The organism is Pandoraea anapnoica (assembly GCF_902459765.1).
In the GTDB taxonomy this organism is placed as follows: Bacteria; Pseudomonadota; Gammaproteobacteria; order Burkholderiales; family Burkholderiaceae; genus Pandoraea; species Pandoraea anapnoica.
In genome coordinates this window covers 425,770-442,184 of record NZ_CABPSP010000001.1, presented here as the reverse complement: position 1 = coordinate 442,184, position 16,415 = coordinate 425,770, and the positions used below count along the sequence as shown (strand labels likewise).

Annotated in this window: 14 protein-coding genes; 5 read left to right on the top strand and 9 right to left on the bottom strand. The window is 63.4% G+C overall.

The genetic code is table 11. From position 1 onward, the window contains the following. Positions 1–16 precede the first annotated feature (16 nt). Positions 17–703, bottom strand: coding sequence for a hypothetical protein (locus PAN31117_RS02130; protein WP_246188868.1), 687 nt, complete (start codon positions 701–703; stop codon positions 17–19). A 173-nt stretch (positions 704–876) separates the two neighbouring features. On the opposite strand from PAN31117_RS02130, the gene ku reads away from it, so the two are divergent. Both ku and ligD read left to right on the top strand, forming a co-directional pair. Further along, positions 877–1,842, top strand: a complete 966-nt coding sequence (gene ku, locus PAN31117_RS02125) for a non-homologous end joining protein Ku (RefSeq protein ID WP_150736722.1) — start codon at positions 877–879, stop codon at positions 1,840–1,842. An 8-nt stretch (positions 1,843–1,850) separates the two neighbouring features. Further along, positions 1,851–4,337 carry a DNA ligase D gene (gene ligD / locus PAN31117_RS02120; protein WP_150736721.1) on the top strand — a complete coding sequence of 829 codons (2,487 nt, stop codon included), beginning with the start codon at positions 1,851–1,853 and terminating at the stop codon, positions 4,335–4,337. Between the two features lie 197 nt (positions 4,338–4,534). Here the strand turns inward: ligD and PAN31117_RS02115 are convergent, their stop codons facing one another. Next, on the bottom strand, positions 4,535–5,521 hold the full coding sequence (locus PAN31117_RS02115; RefSeq protein ID WP_150736720.1) for an AraC family transcriptional regulator: 987 nt from the start codon (positions 5,519–5,521) through the stop codon (positions 4,535–4,537). A gap of 404 nt (positions 5,522–5,925) precedes the next feature. On the opposite strand from PAN31117_RS02115, the gene PAN31117_RS02110 reads away from it, so the two are divergent. Continuing rightward, the gene (locus PAN31117_RS02110; protein WP_150736719.1) at positions 5,926–6,975 is read left to right on the top strand and encodes an aldo/keto reductase; all 1,050 of its coding nucleotides are present in this window, start codon (positions 5,926–5,928) and stop codon (positions 6,973–6,975) included. A gap of 90 nt (positions 6,976–7,065) precedes the next feature. Here PAN31117_RS02110 and PAN31117_RS02105 read toward each other — a convergent pair whose 3' ends face one another. From PAN31117_RS02105 to PAN31117_RS02080, 6 genes are all read right to left on the bottom strand, one after another. Continuing rightward, the gene (locus PAN31117_RS02105; RefSeq protein ID WP_150736920.1) at positions 7,066–8,193 is read right to left on the bottom strand and encodes a porin; all 1,128 of its coding nucleotides are present in this window, start codon (positions 8,191–8,193) and stop codon (positions 7,066–7,068) included. A 179-nt stretch (positions 8,194–8,372) separates the two neighbouring features. Further along, positions 8,373–9,713 (bottom strand): MFS transporter, encoded by a 1,341-nt coding sequence (locus PAN31117_RS02100; RefSeq protein WP_150736718.1) that lies wholly within the window; start codon positions 9,711–9,713, stop codon positions 8,373–8,375. Between the two features lie 99 nt (positions 9,714–9,812). Continuing rightward, positions 9,813–10,568 carry a class II aldolase/adducin family protein gene (locus tag PAN31117_RS02095; RefSeq protein WP_150736717.1) on the bottom strand — a complete coding sequence of 252 codons (756 nt, stop codon included), beginning with the start codon at positions 10,566–10,568 and terminating at the stop codon, positions 9,813–9,815. 19 nt (positions 10,569–10,587) lie between these two features. Continuing rightward, positions 10,588–11,451: a VOC family protein gene (locus PAN31117_RS02090; protein WP_150736716.1), complete on the bottom strand. Its 864-nt coding sequence runs from the start codon at positions 11,449–11,451 to the stop codon at positions 10,588–10,590. A gap of 210 nt (positions 11,452–11,661) precedes the next feature. After that, on the bottom strand, positions 11,662–12,582 hold the full coding sequence (locus PAN31117_RS02085) for a LysR family transcriptional regulator (RefSeq protein ID WP_150736715.1): 921 nt from the start codon (positions 12,580–12,582) through the stop codon (positions 11,662–11,664). A 105-nt stretch (positions 12,583–12,687) separates the two neighbouring features. After that, positions 12,688–13,587 (bottom strand): LysR substrate-binding domain-containing protein, encoded by a 900-nt coding sequence (locus tag PAN31117_RS02080; protein WP_150736714.1) that lies wholly within the window; start codon positions 13,585–13,587, stop codon positions 12,688–12,690. A gap of 192 nt (positions 13,588–13,779) precedes the next feature. Here PAN31117_RS02080 and yfcF point away from each other — a divergent pair, with 192 nt between their 5' ends. Next, positions 13,780–14,451, top strand: coding sequence for a glutathione transferase (gene yfcF / locus PAN31117_RS02075; RefSeq protein WP_150736713.1), 672 nt, complete (start codon positions 13,780–13,782; stop codon positions 14,449–14,451). 43 nt (positions 14,452–14,494) lie between these two features. On the opposite strand, the gene PAN31117_RS02070 is transcribed toward yfcF, so the two are convergent. Beyond that, entirely contained in the window at positions 14,495–14,866 is a 372-nt protein-coding gene (locus tag PAN31117_RS02070) for a hypothetical protein (protein ID WP_150736712.1), read from the bottom strand. Between the two features lie 421 nt (positions 14,867–15,287). Here PAN31117_RS02070 and PAN31117_RS02065 point away from each other — a divergent pair, with 421 nt between their 5' ends. Beyond that, entirely contained in the window at positions 15,288–16,385 is a 1,098-nt protein-coding gene (locus PAN31117_RS02065; protein WP_150736711.1) for a branched-chain amino acid aminotransferase, read from the top strand. The last annotated feature ends 30 nt before the right edge of the window (positions 16,386–16,415 follow it).

Here is a 16,415-nt window from a genome sequence, read left to right as displayed (position 1 = left end):
AGCGACTCAGTCGATTCTACAGCCAGTCGGTACGCCGGGGGCGCACACGAGTCTCGTCGCGTCCCTCGCAGCTCTCACGCGTATCGCGCTCATTGGCCGCCACGCCAATGGTCGGCTCGGTATGGGGTTCGGCGTCGCGCGCGGACGGCACATCCTGTGCATGACGTGCGTGCCGCACCGGATCGAAGTCGCGCCATTCCCCGCCCTCCCATACACCATTCGCCTGCTCGATTTCCGCTGCGCCCGCATCGCGCAGCACGGCAATTGCCGCGTCCGCCGTCGATTCGCTGACGTGCGTGGCCAGCATCACCCCAGCGTCTCGCATGCCTGCCTGCTTTGCCGACACGCGCTCGCGGCTTTGCATGCGTCGCAAAGCACCGAGAAACGCGCCCAGATAGGCCCCTGCCATCATGCCGACGACAGGTACAAGCCAGAAGCGCCAGATCGCCACGTATAGCAATGCCCCCAGCGCAAGCCCGAAGGCGCCGCCCGCGATGACACCCTGCGCCGCCCCTCGGCTCGCCGGACGGGCAGCAGCATCGGCATCCACATCGCCGCCCATCGGAAACGTAGCGTGCTGGCCGGTGGGATTCAGAAAAAACACCGACACGTCGGACGGTCGAAACGACCGGTCGTACAACCGGCTCGCCACCAGATTCGCCTGATCGAACGTCGTGAATCGCCCTGCCACGATCATCGCCATCGCCTATCTCCCTTTGCTGATGTCATGCATCGATTCCAGTGGGATAAGCGTCCGGCAGCTTTGTTTCATCAAGGAATTCTTATGGCATGGTCATCGGCATTGAGAAAATCAATGCACGGGAACCCGACCTGTCCTGCAAGAATCGCAACATTACCCCCCCATTGGGAGCATCTATGGCTCGCGCAATCTGGAAGGGTGCCATCAGCTTCGGACTGGTCAACGTACCCGTCACCCTGTTTCCTGCCTCGACGACACACAAGCTCGATCTGGACTGGCTCGACAAGCGCACCATGTCGCCGGTCGGCTACAAGCGCGTGAACAAGGAAAACGGCAAGGAGGTGCCGCGCGACCAGATCGTGCACGGCTACGAGTACGAAAAGGGTAACTACGTCGTGCTTAGCGACGACGAGATTCGCTCGGCAAATCCGACAGCGACGCAGACCGTCGACATTCTGGCGTTCGTCGATGCCACGGACGTCTCCTTCATGTATCTCGATACGCCTTACTACCTTGTGCCCGAGCGAGGCGGCGCGAAGGCCTACGCGCTGCTGCACGCAGCGCTCGTCAATGCGGGCAAGCTCGGCATCGCGCGCGTGGTGATGCACACGCGCGCGCATCTTGCCGTGCTCGCTCCGGCAGGCGACGCACTCGTACTTGACACGCTGCGATGGCAGGACGAAATGCGCGATCCGGCCGAGGTCGGGTTGACGAAGGAGAAGTTACAGAAACTCGCGGCGCCCGGCGAGCGCGAACTGGACATGGCGATCCGGCTGATCGACGAGATGTCGGGACCGTGGCGTCCCGGCGATTACCACGACACGTTTCAGGACGATCTCAAGGCGCTCATCGACCGTAAGATCGCGTCCGGTCAGACACGCGAGGTCGCGCAGATCGAAGCGAGCGCACCGAAGCTGGCGAGCAGCGCAAACGTCACCGATCTGATGGCACTGCTCAAGCGCAGTCTTGGGACGAAGGGCAAGCGCGACGCAGTGACCGTGGACGCGCAAGACGTCGACGAGAAGCCTGCGAAGGCGCGTAAGTCCGCAAAAGCGTCGGATGGCAAGACGGTTAAGAAGACTGCGGCAAAGAAGGCTTCGGCCAAGCGCACCAAGTCGACCAGGTCCGACAAGTCCAAGTGAGCGCGACGATGCCTGGACGCGCCTCAGATAAGCCGACCAAAGCGACGAGCGCGAAGCCGGATCGCCGCCGCAGATCCGCCGATCCACTCGCGGCGTACGACGCGAAACGCGACTTCTCCGCCACGCCCGAACCGCGTGGTCAACGTTCAGCCCGCAAGCATGCGCTGCGGTATGTCATCCAACGGCATGACGCCAGCCATCTCCACTACGACTTCCGTCTGGAACTCGACGGCACCCTGCGTTCATGGGCGCTGCCGAAGCAACCGAGTCCGGATGTCAGCGGTGCGAGACTAGCCGTTCAGGTCGAAGACCATCCGCTCGCCTACGCCGACTTCGAAGGCGACATTCCCGCTGGTAACTACGGTGCGGGACACGTCGACATCTGGGATCGAGGCATCTGGATACCCGACGGCAACGCGTCACGCGATTACGCACACGGCAAGTTGTCGTTCACATTACAAGGCGAACGACTCAGCGGTCACTGGACGTTGGTGCGCACCGACAAACCCGCGCGTCAGCCGCAATGGTTGTTGATTCACCGGCATGACAACGGGCATGCATCACCGCGCGCCAAAGCGCCGACGTCGAAGTCTGCGACGTCACGCAAGTCTTCGGCGAAACCGCCCGACGAGATGCGTCCGATGCTCGCGACGCTCGTCGATCAAGCACCGTCGTCGGAGGGCTGGCACGCCGAGTTGAAGCTCGATGGATATCGCGTCCTCATCCGCATCGCAGGCAGCGACATTCGCGTCTTTACGCGCTCGGGGCAAGATTGGACGCACCATTTCCAACCCGCGGTCACCGCCTTGCGTGAGCGCGGTCTCCCGAACGCGTGGCTCGATGGGGAGGCAGTCGTCACAAACGAGCACGGGTTGCCAGACTTTCAGGCGTTGCAACGAGCATTCGACGATGACACGCAGAGCGCCATCGTCATCTACGTCTTCGACCTGCCGTGGTGTAACGGACAGGATCTGCGCGAGACGCCATTACACGAGCGACAAGCGAGGCTCGCGAGCGTGTTTCAAGGCAAGGAGATGGATGCCGTGCGGGTGCTCCAGCCAGTCGCGGGCGATCTCGAATCGCTTTGGCACGGTGCATGCGAAGCGGGCCTCGAAGGCATCATGGCCAAGCGCGACGACTCGACCTACGTCGACGGTCGCAGCGACGCGTGGCGCAAGCTGAAGTGTTCGCAGCGTCAGGAGTTCGTCGTGATGGGGTTCACCGAGCCATCCGCTTCGAGGCAAGGGTTCGGCGCACTGCTGCTCGGCTATTACGACGACGATGGCAAGACTCTACGCTACGCGGGCAAGGTCGGCACCGGCTTCGACACCGGGGCGCTGCTTCGCATGCGCAAGCAACTCGACGCCATCGAAACTCGCCGCCCTGCGCTGTCTCCTGCGCCGCGTCCGGCAGGGCAATCGCGCGTGCATTGGGTGCGCCCGACGTTGGTCGCCGAAGTCCGCTTCGCCGAGTGGACGCGTGACGGTCATGTGCGTCAGGCCTCGTTCCACGCAATGCGCACCGACAAACCGGCGAAGGAGATTCGCCGCGAGACGCGCCGCAGCGGCACCGTCAACGCATCGAAGGAGATGCCATCCATGCCGAAATCGTCCGCACTTCCGGTGAAGATCACACACGGCGAACGCGTGATGGACACGCACTCCGGCGTGACGAAAGTCGAGCTTGCCGAGTATTACGACGCCGTCAGCCGATGGATGCTCCCGCAACTCGCCGACCGGCCGGTCGCTGTTTTACGCGCGCCGGAAGGTATCGGCGGCGAGATGTTCTTCCAGAAGCATGCAGCGAAGACGATCACCGGCGTGCATATGCTCGACCCGTCGCTTGACCCGGAGCACGAGCCGCTGATGCAGATCGATGATCCACGCGGGCTCGTCGGAGCCGTGCAGATGGGTTCGGTGGAGTTCCACACGTGGAACGCACGCAGCGATCTGATCGAGCGTCCCGATCGCGTGATCTTCGATCTGGACCCCGGTAAGGGGGTGACGTTTGCGCAGATTGTGGAAGGCGCGCAACTCATTCGGGGACTATTGGACGAACTGGGGCTGAAAGCCTTCGTGAAGACGAGCGGCGGCAAAGGACTGCACGTGGTGACACCATTAGCGAGGCGTCACGAATGGGACTTCGCGAAGGGGTTCGCGGAAGCCGTCGCGAAGCATATGGCGCGCGTGTTTCCCGACCGATTTACGGCGACGATGGGACCGAAGCATCGCGTGGGGAAGTGTTTTATCGACTATCTGCGCAACTACCGTGGCGCGACGACCGTGTGCGCATACTCGGCCCGGGCGAGAGAAGGCATGGCGGTATCGATGCCGATCCATTGGGATGAATTGTCCGATTTGCCCGGTGCCGACGCCTGGACCGTGCGCAATGCCCTCGACCGTCTCACTGCGTTGAAACAAGACCCGTGGGCGGAGTATGAGAAGGCATCTCAGCAGCGGGTGACGAAGGCGATGCTGGATCGGCTTCAAGATTAGGCGGTTCAGCATTGGTATGATCCGACCGCCACATTCAGACACTCTTGATCGTCACGATGAAACCGACCGATTCGGACGCTCACCATGCATGGGCCGTTTCCAAGATACGTGAAGCACTTCTCGATCCGCGCCCAACAATACCGAGCGAAATCGTCGAACGCCGTTTCGCTATCCATCGTGAAGCGACTCGGACACGTTTAGCTCCTCGGCGCACCCACATCCCCATCCTGTAACCACCGGCGCTTATCCCGTAGCGGCGCTTCGCCGAACACGCGAGCGTATTCGCGGCTGAACTGCGACGCGCTTTCGTAGCCCACCGCCTGCGCCGCAGACGACACGGCAACGTCCGCCACGAAGATCAAACGACGCGCTTCCTGCAAGCGCAATTGCTTCTGGTACTGCAACGGGCTCATCGCCGTCACCAGTTTGAAGTGGTGATGCAACGACGACACGCTCATATGCACCGCCTGCGCCAACGATTCCACGCGCAACGGCTCTGCATAGTGATCGCGCAACCACCGCACCGCATTCGCGATCCGGTTCATCTGGCTGTCCTGCATCACCATCTGACGCAACAACACCCCCTGCCCGTTCATCAGCAGTCGGTAGATGATCTCGCGCTTGATCATCGGCGCAAGAATCGGGATGTCGCGCGGAGCATCGAGCAGACGCAGCAGACGCAGCACCGCGTCCAGCAACGCGGCATCGAGCCGATTGACGTACAACCCGCGCCCACACGGCGATGGGGCCGGTGGCGGCAGATGCTCGTCGCCGATCAGCGACGTGACGTCGTCCGCCACCAAGTTCAGACGCATGCCAAGATAAGGCGACTGCTCGCTCGCCCCGGACACCTGCGCCACCACCGGCAAATGCACCGACGACACCATGTAGTGCATCGGGTCGTACGCGTAATGCGCTTCGCCGATCTGCAAACGCTTCTCTCCCTGGGCGATCACAGCGAAGGCCGGTTGCTGCAACGCAGGCTTCGGACCACCCGGATGCAAGATGCGATGCACCATCAAACCGTCCACCGCCGTGGGTGCCGTGCCTTCCAATCCATGCGTCGCGCGTTCGAGCAGATGTACCAGCTCCGTGCGAGCGGCGTGCGACGGATCGTTGGCGTGACCGTCCTGCGACGGTACCGTGGGAAGCGACGCAAGTGGCGATGTTTTGACGAGATGCATGGCAAGTCCTCGAATCAGGCTGGCCGTCTTCGACATCCCCGGCCGCAATGAACCGAAGCATACGCCTGTCATAAAAAATTGCCTGATCCTCCGGAACCACATCCACACGATCAGGCATAAATCCCGGAGAATCCGGCAAGATTCAACCTGCACCGGCGATCATCCGACGACAGGCCAAGACAGTCGCCTGTCACCTTACCGCCATGTTCGACAACGCTTTCCCGTCGCATGACGGACCGAACGACACCCGTCATCGCATCCGATTGCAGAATCAGGCAGGAAATGTGCAGGAACAGGTACTGCTTGCCTGATGCCCCGCGACGCATAATGCATCCCATCCCGTGCACACCGTCTCCCTCACCGACGGCCACCTGCGACGGGCAGCTACTCAACGGAGCGATGCAATGCGACAACGGAAACTCGGCAACACCGGCCTGTTCGTCTCGGAACTGTGCCTCGGCACGATGACCTTCGGCGGACAGGGCGACATGTGGAGCAAGATCGGCCAATTGCAGCAGAACGACGTCGATGCACTCGTCGGTCGTGCGCTCGATGCGGGCATCAACTTCATCGACACTGCCGACGTCTATTCGGAAGGCCAGTCGGAAATGCTCACCGGACAAGCCCTGCGCAACCTCAACGTGCCGCGTGACAGCGTGGTCGTCGCCACGAAGGTCTTCGGCGTCACCGGCGCACAGGGCAGCAACTCGCGCGGTTTGTCGCGCTATCACATCATGGACGGCGTCAAGGCCAGCCTCAAGCGCCTGCAACTCGATCACATCGATCTGTATCAGGTGCACGGTTTCGACCCCGTCACGCCCATCGAAGAAACGCTCAGCGCCCTCGACACGCTGGTGCGTCAGGGCCACGTGCGCTACATCGGCGTCTCGAACTGGGCCGCGTGGCAGATCGCCAAGGCGCAAGGCATCTCGGCCCGCCTGAACCTCGCGAGCTTCGCGTCGCTGCAGGCGTATTACACCGTCGCCGGACGCGATCTCGAACGCGAAATCGTCCCGATGCTGCGCAGCGAGAACGTCGGTCTGATGGTGTGGAGTCCGCTGGCGGGCGGCCTGCTCTCGGGCAAATACACGCGTGACGGCAAGACGGAGGACGGCGCGCGCCGCCAGAGCTTCGACTTCCCGCCGGTGAATGTCGAGCGTGCTTACGACGTGATCGACGTGATGCGCGGCATCGCCACTGAAAAGGGCGTATCGGTTGCGCAGATCGCACTCGCCTGGTTGCTCGCGCAACCGGTCGTCTCGACGGTCATCATCGGGGCCAAGCGCGCCGATCAGCTCGACGACAACATCGCCGCCACGCGTGTCACTTTGAGCGAACGCGAACTGTCGGCGATCAACGCCGCGAGCGCGCTGCCCAGCGAGTACCCGGGCTGGATGCTCTCGCGTCAGGGCGACCCGCGTCGCGCGCAACTTGCCGAAGCTGGTTTGCTGTAAGAGATCGACGCCGAACGTCTTCGGCGTTCGGAATGAGAAACGGCGCACTGTGAACACAGTGCGCCGTTTCCTTTTCATGCGATCAGAAGATCAGAACGTGTGCCGCATGCCGACGTTCACACCCAACTGACTTGTCCCCGCCGAAGGCGATCCCCCCGCCCCGCCTGAACTGACCGAGTAAGCCGCATGCTCGCTGTTACCCAGCCAGGCAACTTGCGTGTACACCGCCGTGCGCTTCGACAGGAAATACGTACCGCGCAACGTCGCCATCGTCGCTCGCGCGTTCTGACGAGCGTTCAACATGCGGAAGACTTCGCCGTCGACGGCAAATGCCGGTGAGAACTGATACAGCGCCCCGATGTAGAACATGTCGGAATTCACATCGGCAACGGCGGCCGACGCGGTCTGCACGCGACGTCCGAGCCACCCCGCGCCCGCCTTCCAGTTGCCGCCCTTCACATAGCCGTTCAATTGCCAGCGGGTGTCCTTGTCCGACGAGCTGGTCAGCGGCACCGCCGCCGCGCCGTTGAAGAAGCTCGCAGCAGCGCCCGCACCGCCGCGTTGCTCGTCCCACGCCCCGGCCACGCCGAACCACGCCGTGTCGTACTTCAGCATCGCGGAGACCTGACGGCAGGCCGTCATCTGTCCCGGCGTCTGACCGGCACAGGTGCCTTGTCCGGGCGAGTTGCCGGTGCCGCCGCTGTCGCGTCCGAACGAGTAGGTCGCGCCGACGGTAAGCCCGCTGAACACCCCCTTGTAAGCGACGGTGTTGTCGCTGCGCGCATTGGGGATGTAGTTATCGAGCGAGCCGCTGCCGTACAGGTCCGGGCCGAGAATGTCGGCATCGCTCATCACCCAGAACGTCATCGAATACTGACGGCCGAACGACAGCGTGCCGTACTGATTCGACAACCCGACCCACGCCTGACGCCCGAACAAGCGTCCGCCCTGATTCAGATCGCCCGCGCGCACATTGAAGCCGTTCTCCAGCATGAAGAGCGCGTGCAGACCGCCGCCGAGGTCTTCGTCACCGCGCAGGCCCCAGCGCGACGGCAGCGAACCGGTATTGGCTAGCATGCGTACGAGCGAACTGTTGTTGGGCCCGGCGTGCGAGATGTATTCGATGCCGGTGTCGAGAATGCCGTAGAGCGTCACGCTCTGGGCCGAAGCGGAAGTGGTGGCCAATGCGAGGCCGGCAGCCAGCGCGAGCGCAGGCAGTCCCTTGTGGATCACGGTGATGTCTCCATGGATACGTGTGGTGGCCTGACCTGTGCCGGTCAGTTGCAGCGCCGCCGCATCGCCGTCGGGGGACGCGCAGTTGCGGCGGGTACTTCGCAGACGCACGCCGGAGGTTTGGCGTGCCTCTATAAGGGAATCAATCAGCGCTCAGGCAACGGTCAGACGGTGCCCGGTGCAGGCTGCGTCGCGGCTGCGGCGAGCGAGCCACCGCGTCCCACGCGACGACGCATCACCAGCATGAGCGCCGCCGCAAGAAACGCCGGAATCGCGACGATCTGGAACGCCTGAGCGGTGCTCGATGCCGAAGCGATCAGCACACCGCCCAGGCTCGATCCGAGGATCGAGCCGAGACGGCCGACGCCAAGTGCCCAAGCCACGCCCGTCGCACGAGAAGCGGTCGGGTAGTACGCCGCCGTCAGCGCATTCGCGCCGGTCTGCGATCCCGCAATGCCGAAGCCCGCGAGGAACACGACGAACATGAGCCAGCCCGACTGGTGCGTCACCGCACCCAGCACGCACAGCGCGATACCGGCCATCACGTAAGACGCCGCCAACACGCGATACGGACTCGTGCGGTCCATCGCAAAGCCGATCATCACCGCGCCCACTGTGCCGCCAAGCGGCAGCATTGCACCGATACGCGCCGCTTCCGCGAGCGTGTAGCCGGAATCCTTCACGACCAGGGGCAGCCAGCTCGTGAGCAGGTAGAACGCGCACAGCGTGCAGAAGTACGTCGCCCAGAGCAGCAGCGTGCCCATGATGTAGCGACGCGTGAACAAGCCGCCCACCGCCGAATTCGTCTGCCCGGCAGGCGTCACCTCCGGATCGATGCGCGTGACCTGCGGATCGATGTGACGGGCGATTTCCAGCAGTTGATCGGCACGGTCACCGCGCGCCGCGAGGTAGCGCATCGACTCCGGCAACCAGCGCATAAGCACCGGCACAAAGGCAATCGGTACCACGCCGCCCGCGATCAACACACCGCGCCAGCCGATGTGCGGTAGCGTCTGCGCCACGATTTCGCCACCGATGGCGAAGCCCAGCGTGAACCCACAGAAGGTGGCCGTCACGAGCAGCGAGCGCATACGCTCGGCGCAATACTCGGAACTGAGCGTGATGGCGTTGGGCATCGCACCGCCCAGACCAATGCCGGTGATGAAGCGCAGCACAGCAAGTTCCGTCGGGCTATTCACATAGGCCGAGGCGATGCTGCCAAGCGAGAACAGAATGACGGAGAGGATCAGCACGCGCTTGCGGCCGATGCGGTCGGCGAGCGGCCCGAACACGAAGCAGCCGAGCATCAGGCCGCCGAGGCCCGCGCCGAACACCGTACCGAGGCTGGTCGTCGCCATCGCCCATTCGCTGCGGATGGCCGGTGCGAGATAACCGATGGCCGCCGTGTCGAAGCCGTCCAGTGTGACGATCAGAAAGCACAGAGCAATCACGCGCCATTGAAATGGCGTGATGCCTCTGCGGTTCATCAAAGCGGATATTTCCATGTCTGTCTCCTGTGCGGCGATTACCGCGAGAGCAGCGGGCCGTGGCGTCTGTCGACGACGCTCTGTGCAAGGGCTCGCAGCCGGTTGGGGGCGATTACATCAATAACGGCGGTGTGAAGAAGATGACGACGGGAGCGCAGTCTCGCCGGGCAACTCCGGGTCACCCGCCGACAGGTACTCCCACATGCGCTCGATAATCCGGCCCGAGCGTGTGGCGCGCGCACGGCATTCGTCGTCGCTCAGCACGGCGGCGGGCAGCGATGCTTCGAGAGCGAGCACGTCGAGATCCACGCGCGCGGCGTCTTCGAGGTACCACGTGAGCGCGACCATCGCTTCGAGCGTGTCCGCCGCGACGACGGCCCCGTTGCCGCGCATCACGACGGCAGCATTCGTGCCCATCGTGGCGATCACGGCGGCGGCCTGTTCATCGGAACGAATCAGTTGCGGGTCGTCCCACAGCGGCACACCGGGTGCAAAGTACGTGCCCGGCCCGTGCAGCGCGCGCGGCGTGCGGCGAAGCGTCGAGAGCGACATGGTCTTGGGCGGCATGGTGCGCGCAACGGCACCGATGTCGGGACGCGAACGATAGATCTTCTGATGCAGACGGACTTCGCCGAGCACGCCGTCGGGCAACGGGCCGTCGATCGGCACCACGGTGCCTGTCTCACCAATGCCGATGAGTCCCATCGGGCGTGCGGCGCAGACGACGAAGCGATCCGCATCGAGACGCGCACTGCAATGCCCGTATGCATGCGCCAATCCGGCACGTGCCAGAGTGCGGGCAGCCACGCGCACCGCGCGGTCGAGGTCGGCAATGCCGCCGTGACGGGCGGCATCGAACGTAACTTGTGTCATGGGGATACCGGCCAGCAGGTCAGGACGAAAACTCAGGGATCTCGGGCTTCGCGCCCCACATGCAGAACCCGGTTGGATCGAACGGGAACTGACGCGGCACGTAGGTGGCTTCGTCCTCCGGCGCGATCTTGCGCACGCCGGTGGAGTACTCGTAGACCATGCCGTCCGGCCCCGCGAAGTACAGGAACATCGCGTGCGACGTCGGGTGACGCCCCGGACCGAAGCGAATCGGCACGCCCTGCTCGCGCAGGAAGTACCACGAGCGCATCAGGTCGTCGATGCCGTTGACCTGAAAGTTGACGTGCTGAATGCCCGCACGCTTGGCCGGGAACAGCGCGATCTTGTGATGGACGTCGTCGATACGCAGCAACGGTGCGTCGCCGATACGATCCGACACACGGGCGTTGCACACGCTCGTCCAGAAGGCTTCGTCGCGACGCGCATCGGTCGTGCACAAGCCCACATGGCTGAACGAATCGATGCCCGCGTCGCGCTCGCCGTGATAACCGCGCCCGGTCTGCGCCGCGCGCAGCACCAGTTCGATCCGGTTGCCGGTGGGATCGCGGAACGTGAGGAAATCGGCCACGCGGCGCAGGTCGGCCTCGTCGCGCGTGCCGCGCCGAAACTCAATGTGCATGGCATCGAGTTGTGCGGCGGCCGCGTCGAAATGCGTATCGCTGGCAACGTCGAACGCTACCGTGTGATCGGCGGGGTCGCCCTCGAAGTAGCACACCGAATGATCGCGGCTGTCGCTGCGAAGGAATACGAAACCGGCTTCCCGACGTACTTCCTGCAACCCGAGAATGGTGCGCGCATAGCGTGTCGCACCTTCGAGGTCGCGCGTCCCCAGCCGCACGTAACGAATGTCGTGCAGATTGATCACCGCTTGTCTCCTGCGGATATTGTTCGTGTCCCGGACATGCGTCCGGTGACTTCAATGTCGTGAGGGATACGATAAGGACCGGCGTCGCATGACGCCAACAAATTGCGTAAATGCGCGGTATTTACGTCGTGAATTGGGGGTGCAGCATGCGGGCGTGACGGAGCCGCGCGCGCGAGCGCAACGAACGTGTGCCGTCAGACAGGAGGACGATCAGTCTTCGCCGTGGAATAGGCGGAAGATCGTGCTGCGCAGCCAGCGATGGCCTGCATCGGTGTGAAAGCGCTCGTGCCAGAGTTGCGAGATGTCGAACTCGGGGCCGTCGAACGGCAGCGCGTAAGTGCGCAGGTCGGCGGCCGCCTTTAGCGCACGTCCCAGACGCGTCGGCACGCACACCACCAGATCGCTAGCGGCGATCAGCGCAGAGAGTCCCATCGAGTGCGCCATGCGCAGTGCTACGTGACGCTGCTGCCCAGACTGCGCAAACCAGTGCTCGACGGCGGTCTCGAACACATCGTGATGCCCTGCCGTCGGACGGTAGACGGCGTGCGCCGCGTGAAGGAACGTCTCGGCCGTCAATTCGCCGCGAATCGTCGGATGCCCTTCGCGCACGAGCGCCACGTAGTGCTCGCGGAACAGGCGCTGCTGATGGAAGCCCGACGAGAAACGCGTGAACAGGCCGAGCGTGAGATCGATGTCGCCCATCGCCATCGCGTTCTGCGCTTCGCGAGGTGTCGTGTCGACCGTGACGATGCGAACGCCGGGGGCTTCGATGGCAAGCGTCGCCATGAGTTTCGGCATGAAGATCAGCTGGCCGATGTCGCTCAGGTAAAGGCGGAACGTGCGCTGCGCGTTTGCCGGAACGAAGTCCTGCGGCGCTTCGACGGCACCGCGAATCAGGCCAAGTCCCTCAGTGACCGGTGGCGCCAGCGATGCGGCGAGATCGGTCGGCAGCATGCCTTGCGGTGTCTTGACGAACAACGGGTCACCGAAGGCGAGCCGCAGACGCTTGAGCGCGTTGCTCACCGCCGATTGCGTGAGGTTCAGTTCCTCGGCCGTGACCGTCGTGCTGCGCGTGCGCAACAGCGACTCGAACACGAGCAACAGATTCAGATCGAGCGAGCGTAAGTTCATCTCTGCCAGGCAGTCCTGCAAGAAGCGTCCCGCATTTTAGGCAACCCGCAGCAGCACGCGCAGTGCGGGAAACCCCTGCGCTGCGCGTCGTCTCGTTCATGGTATTTACGTGCGCGCATCCTCGCGCGCCAGCGCGTGCAGACGCGCGATCACTTCCAGCACTTCCGGGCGCTTCTCGCGCTTGGCCGTTACCACGTGGTACTGCAACGGGCAGGCGACTTCGGCGTCCGACAGTCGCACAAGACGGCTGCGCGCTATCGACTCACTCGCCAGCGGTGCACGGGCAAGCGCAATGCCCAGCCCCGCTTCGGCCGCCGCGAGCACCACGGTGTAATCCTCGAATCGACGGTCACGCGCACGCGGTCGCAGCGACACGCCATGCGCACCGCACCACGCGCGCCAGCCCGTGAGATCGGAGTCGTGCAGCAAGGGCATTGCCAGCATCTCCGCCACACTCGCGCCTTTCAGACGCTGCGCCATCTCGGGCGAGGCCACCGGGTACAGCGTCTCGCCCATCAGCGGTTCCGAATCGACGCTCGCCCAACCGCCACGGCCGTAGCGTAACGCGATGTCCACCTCGCCCGCGCCCACGTCGGCGTTGCGGTGCTCTGTCGTCACATGAATGTCGATGAACGGCTTGCCCGCTTCGAGCGATTGCAGACGCTCCAGCAGCCACAGCTTGGCGAACGACGGCACCACGCTCAAGCGCACCGCCGGGGCCTTGCGCGCCTGGTGCCACTGATCGGCAGCTGCGTCGATCACGTCGAAAGCGTGTTCGATGCGACCGAGAAAGCGCTGACCGTCGCACGTCAGGCTGACCCCTCGCCCGTGACGCTCGAACAACGCACAGCCGAGCCAGTTTTCAACGGCACCGACCCGGCGGCTGATCGCGCCGTGCGTGAGGCCGCTCGCTTCGGCGGCCGCCGTGAACGAGCCGTGTCGGGCGACGAGACAGACGGTTTCCAGATTCGCCAGCGGCGGACGGGCGCGAGGTTCGGCGTTCATAGTCCAGGGGATATCGAGTTGGAGTGCAGGCGAATATTGGGGACAGATCGCTGCGCGAAAGCGCGCGGCAAGCTGTGAATCTGACTCACAGCTTGCCATCGATTTGTGCAGTAGCTTATCACCACGAACGTACGGCAACATAGGCAGCTGCGGGCAATTTCGCCCTTCGCACGTTCCCTTCAGGAGCCCATCGTGTCAGCTGCTGCCCCCGCCTCCTTCACGCTCTACGTCGACGCCCAGTTCACCAGCCCTTACGCGCTGTCGGTTTTCGTCACGCTGCGCGAGAAAGGTATTCCGTTCGATCTGCGTACCGTCGATCTCGATCAGGGCGCGCATCACGAAAGCGGCTTTGCCGACCTGTCGATCACGCGTCGCGTACCGACGCTCGTGCATGGCGATTTCACGTTGTCCGAATCGTCCGCCATCGTCGAATATCTGGAGACGATCTCGCCCGACGTGCCGGTGTATCCGGCCGACGTTTGCGATCGCGCGCGTGCCCGGCAGGTACAGGCATGGCTGCGCAGCGATCTCGGTGCGCTGCGCGAGGATCGTTCGACGCAGGTGATTTTTTACGGCCCGTCCGATGCGCCGCTGACCGACGCGGGCTACGCCGCAGCGAGCAAGCTGATCGCCATCGCCGGGAGCCTGCTGCCCGACGGGCGCATGTCGCTGTTCGACAAGTGGTGCATTGCCGACGTCGACCTCGCGGTCATGCTCAACCGTCTGGTCTATAACGACGACGTCGTCCCGCCTGCACTGGCCGAATACGCGCGCCGTCAGTTCCTGCGCCCGGCGGTGCAGGAGTGGATTGCGATGACGCGTCCGCCGCGCGAATGCGATCTGGTGGACGGGAAAGCCGCTTGATTTGGACTAACGTGCTTTGACGGCGACGAAAGCAGCGTCACCGTCACGCCGCCACCATCGCCAGTTGCTGGCGGTGGATACGGATATGCAGCAGCACCAGCAGACGGTGCGGGCAGTCGTCGCGCAAGGCGACGCTGCCTGTGCCGCGCGGACCGTTGGCACGTTCAACGCCGTCGAACATGGCGTGCCGACTGGCTAGCGCCGCCCGAAAAGCTGCCGACGCCAGCGAGCGTGCCGCCAGCAACAGCAGCAGCAAAGACGCCGCCATCGCGATACGAAAGTCGGCCGAGGTGAAGACGCGCTCGGGCACATCGAAGACGAGCATGGCAATGACCACGCAAACGTCGATGCACATAGCGCCCAGCGAGGCCACGATCAGATACGCGCGCAACATTTGAATCGTTGTCGATTTCATCTGTCTCCTCTCCCATTCTTGATCTACGGGCGGAACGTCTGCGAATGCTGCAACCCGGTCTTGCTTGGGGGGCGCATCGCCTGTGGGGACGTTCCCGACATCATGCGCCTTCGATATTAAATGTCGAGTGTCAGCCGCCCTGTGACCTGAAATGTTTTTTTACACACTGTTACCCTGCGACGCAGCGGTTTTGTGGCAGACGTGCGCCCACGCAACTTTCGGCAAATCACGCACTTTTCTTGCGAAAATCGTCCAAATTCCGATTTTTTTCGGCGCAATATCACCCGAAAGCCCGTTGTGACGGGAGAAGCGGTGAATTCAGTCGACAGGCAGGGCCCGAAAGGAGGAAAATAGCCACCTTGCCGTTTACGTTAACGGCACTGTCGACCAAAGCCACCTCTGCCGAGACATTTGAAGAAACATGAGCGCCGATAACCAACTGCGTTTTGTCGTGGAGCCGCACGCCAACCCCACCCCCGCCGACCAGATCACCGCCGCACTGGCGAACCCGGTATTCGGCCGCGTATTCACGGATCACATGGTCACGATCCGCTGGACCGAAGGCCGCGGCTGGCATGACGCGAAGGTGGAAGCCCGTCGCCCGTTCCAGATCGATCCGGCGTGCGCCGTGCTGCACTACGCGCAGGAAATCTTCGAAGGCATGAAGGCCTATCGTGGCGAAGACGGCAAGATTTCGCTGTTCCGCCCGCAAGCCAACGCTAAGCGTTTCCGCGAGTCGGCCCAGCGCATGTCGATGGCCGATCTGCCGGAATCCGTCTTCCTCGAAGCCGTGGAAAAGCTGGTCGACATCGACCGTGCATGGATCCCGGGCTCGGAAGGCAGCAGCCTTTACATCCGTCCGTTCATGTTTGCCTCGGAAAGCTTCCTGGGCGTGCGCGCCGCGCATGAATACATCTTCTGCGTGATCGCCTGCCCGGTCGGCCCGTACTTCAAGCCCGGCAAATCGGCCGTGACGGTATGGGTCTCGGACCAGTACACCCGTGCTGCACCCGGCGGTACCGGTGCAGCAAAGTGTGGCGGCAACTACGCCGCCAGCCTGATTGCGCAAACGGAAGCGAGCGCCAAGGGCTGCGATCAGGTCGTGTTCCTCGACGCCGCACAACATCGCTGGATCGAAGAGCTCGGTGGCATGAACGTCTTCTTCGTGATGGACGACGGCTCGCTCCAGACGCCACCGCTCTCGGGCACGATCCTGCCGGGTATCACCCGCGCGTCGATCATCGAACTGGCACGCCGCGAAGGCATGACCGTCAACGAAACACCGTATGAATTCGCACAGTGGCAAGCCGATGCGGCCAGCGGCCGTGTGAAGGAAACGTTTGCGTGCGGCACGGCTGCGGTCGTGACGGCCATCGGTCAGGTGCGTCACGCCAACGGTGAATTCAACATCGCCGATGGCGGCGAAGGCCCGGTCACCAAACGTATCCGCGATCAGCTCACGGGTATTCAACGTGGCAAGGTCGCCGATCCGTTCAAGTGGGTCCACCACGTCGCGTAATCGCGCGTTAAGACAGTCACTACATAACAA

Coding starts and splice junctions, on each gene's coding strand:
- PAN31117_RS02130 (WP_246188868.1), bottom strand. CDS start 703: ATGGCGATGATCGTGGCAGGGCGATTCACGACGTTCGATCAGGCGAAT.
- ku (WP_150736722.1), top strand. CDS start 877: ATGGCTCGCGCAATCTGGAAGGGTGCCATCAGCTTCGGACTGGTCAAC.
- ligD (WP_150736721.1), top strand. CDS start 1,851: ATGCCTGGACGCGCCTCAGATAAGCCGACCAAAGCGACGAGCGCGAAG.
- PAN31117_RS02115 (WP_150736720.1), bottom strand. CDS start 5,521: ATGCATCTCGTCAAAACATCGCCACTTGCGTCGCTTCCCACGGTACCG.
- PAN31117_RS02110 (WP_150736719.1), top strand. CDS start 5,926: ATGCGACAACGGAAACTCGGCAACACCGGCCTGTTCGTCTCGGAACTG.
- PAN31117_RS02100 (WP_150736718.1), bottom strand. CDS start 9,713: ATGGAAATATCCGCTTTGATGAACCGCAGAGGCATCACGCCATTTCAA.
- PAN31117_RS02095 (WP_150736717.1), bottom strand. CDS start 10,568: ATGACACAAGTTACGTTCGATGCCGCCCGTCACGGCGGCATTGCCGAC.
- PAN31117_RS02085 (WP_150736715.1), bottom strand. CDS start 12,582: ATGAACTTACGCTCGCTCGATCTGAATCTGTTGCTCGTGTTCGAGTCG.
- PAN31117_RS02080 (WP_150736714.1), bottom strand. CDS start 13,587: ATGAACGCCGAACCTCGCGCCCGTCCGCCGCTGGCGAATCTGGAAACC.
- PAN31117_RS02070 (WP_150736712.1), bottom strand. CDS start 14,866: ATGAAATCGACAACGATTCAAATGTTGCGCGCGTATCTGATCGTGGCC.
- PAN31117_RS02065 (WP_150736711.1), top strand. CDS start 15,288: ATGAGCGCCGATAACCAACTGCGTTTTGTCGTGGAGCCGCACGCCAAC.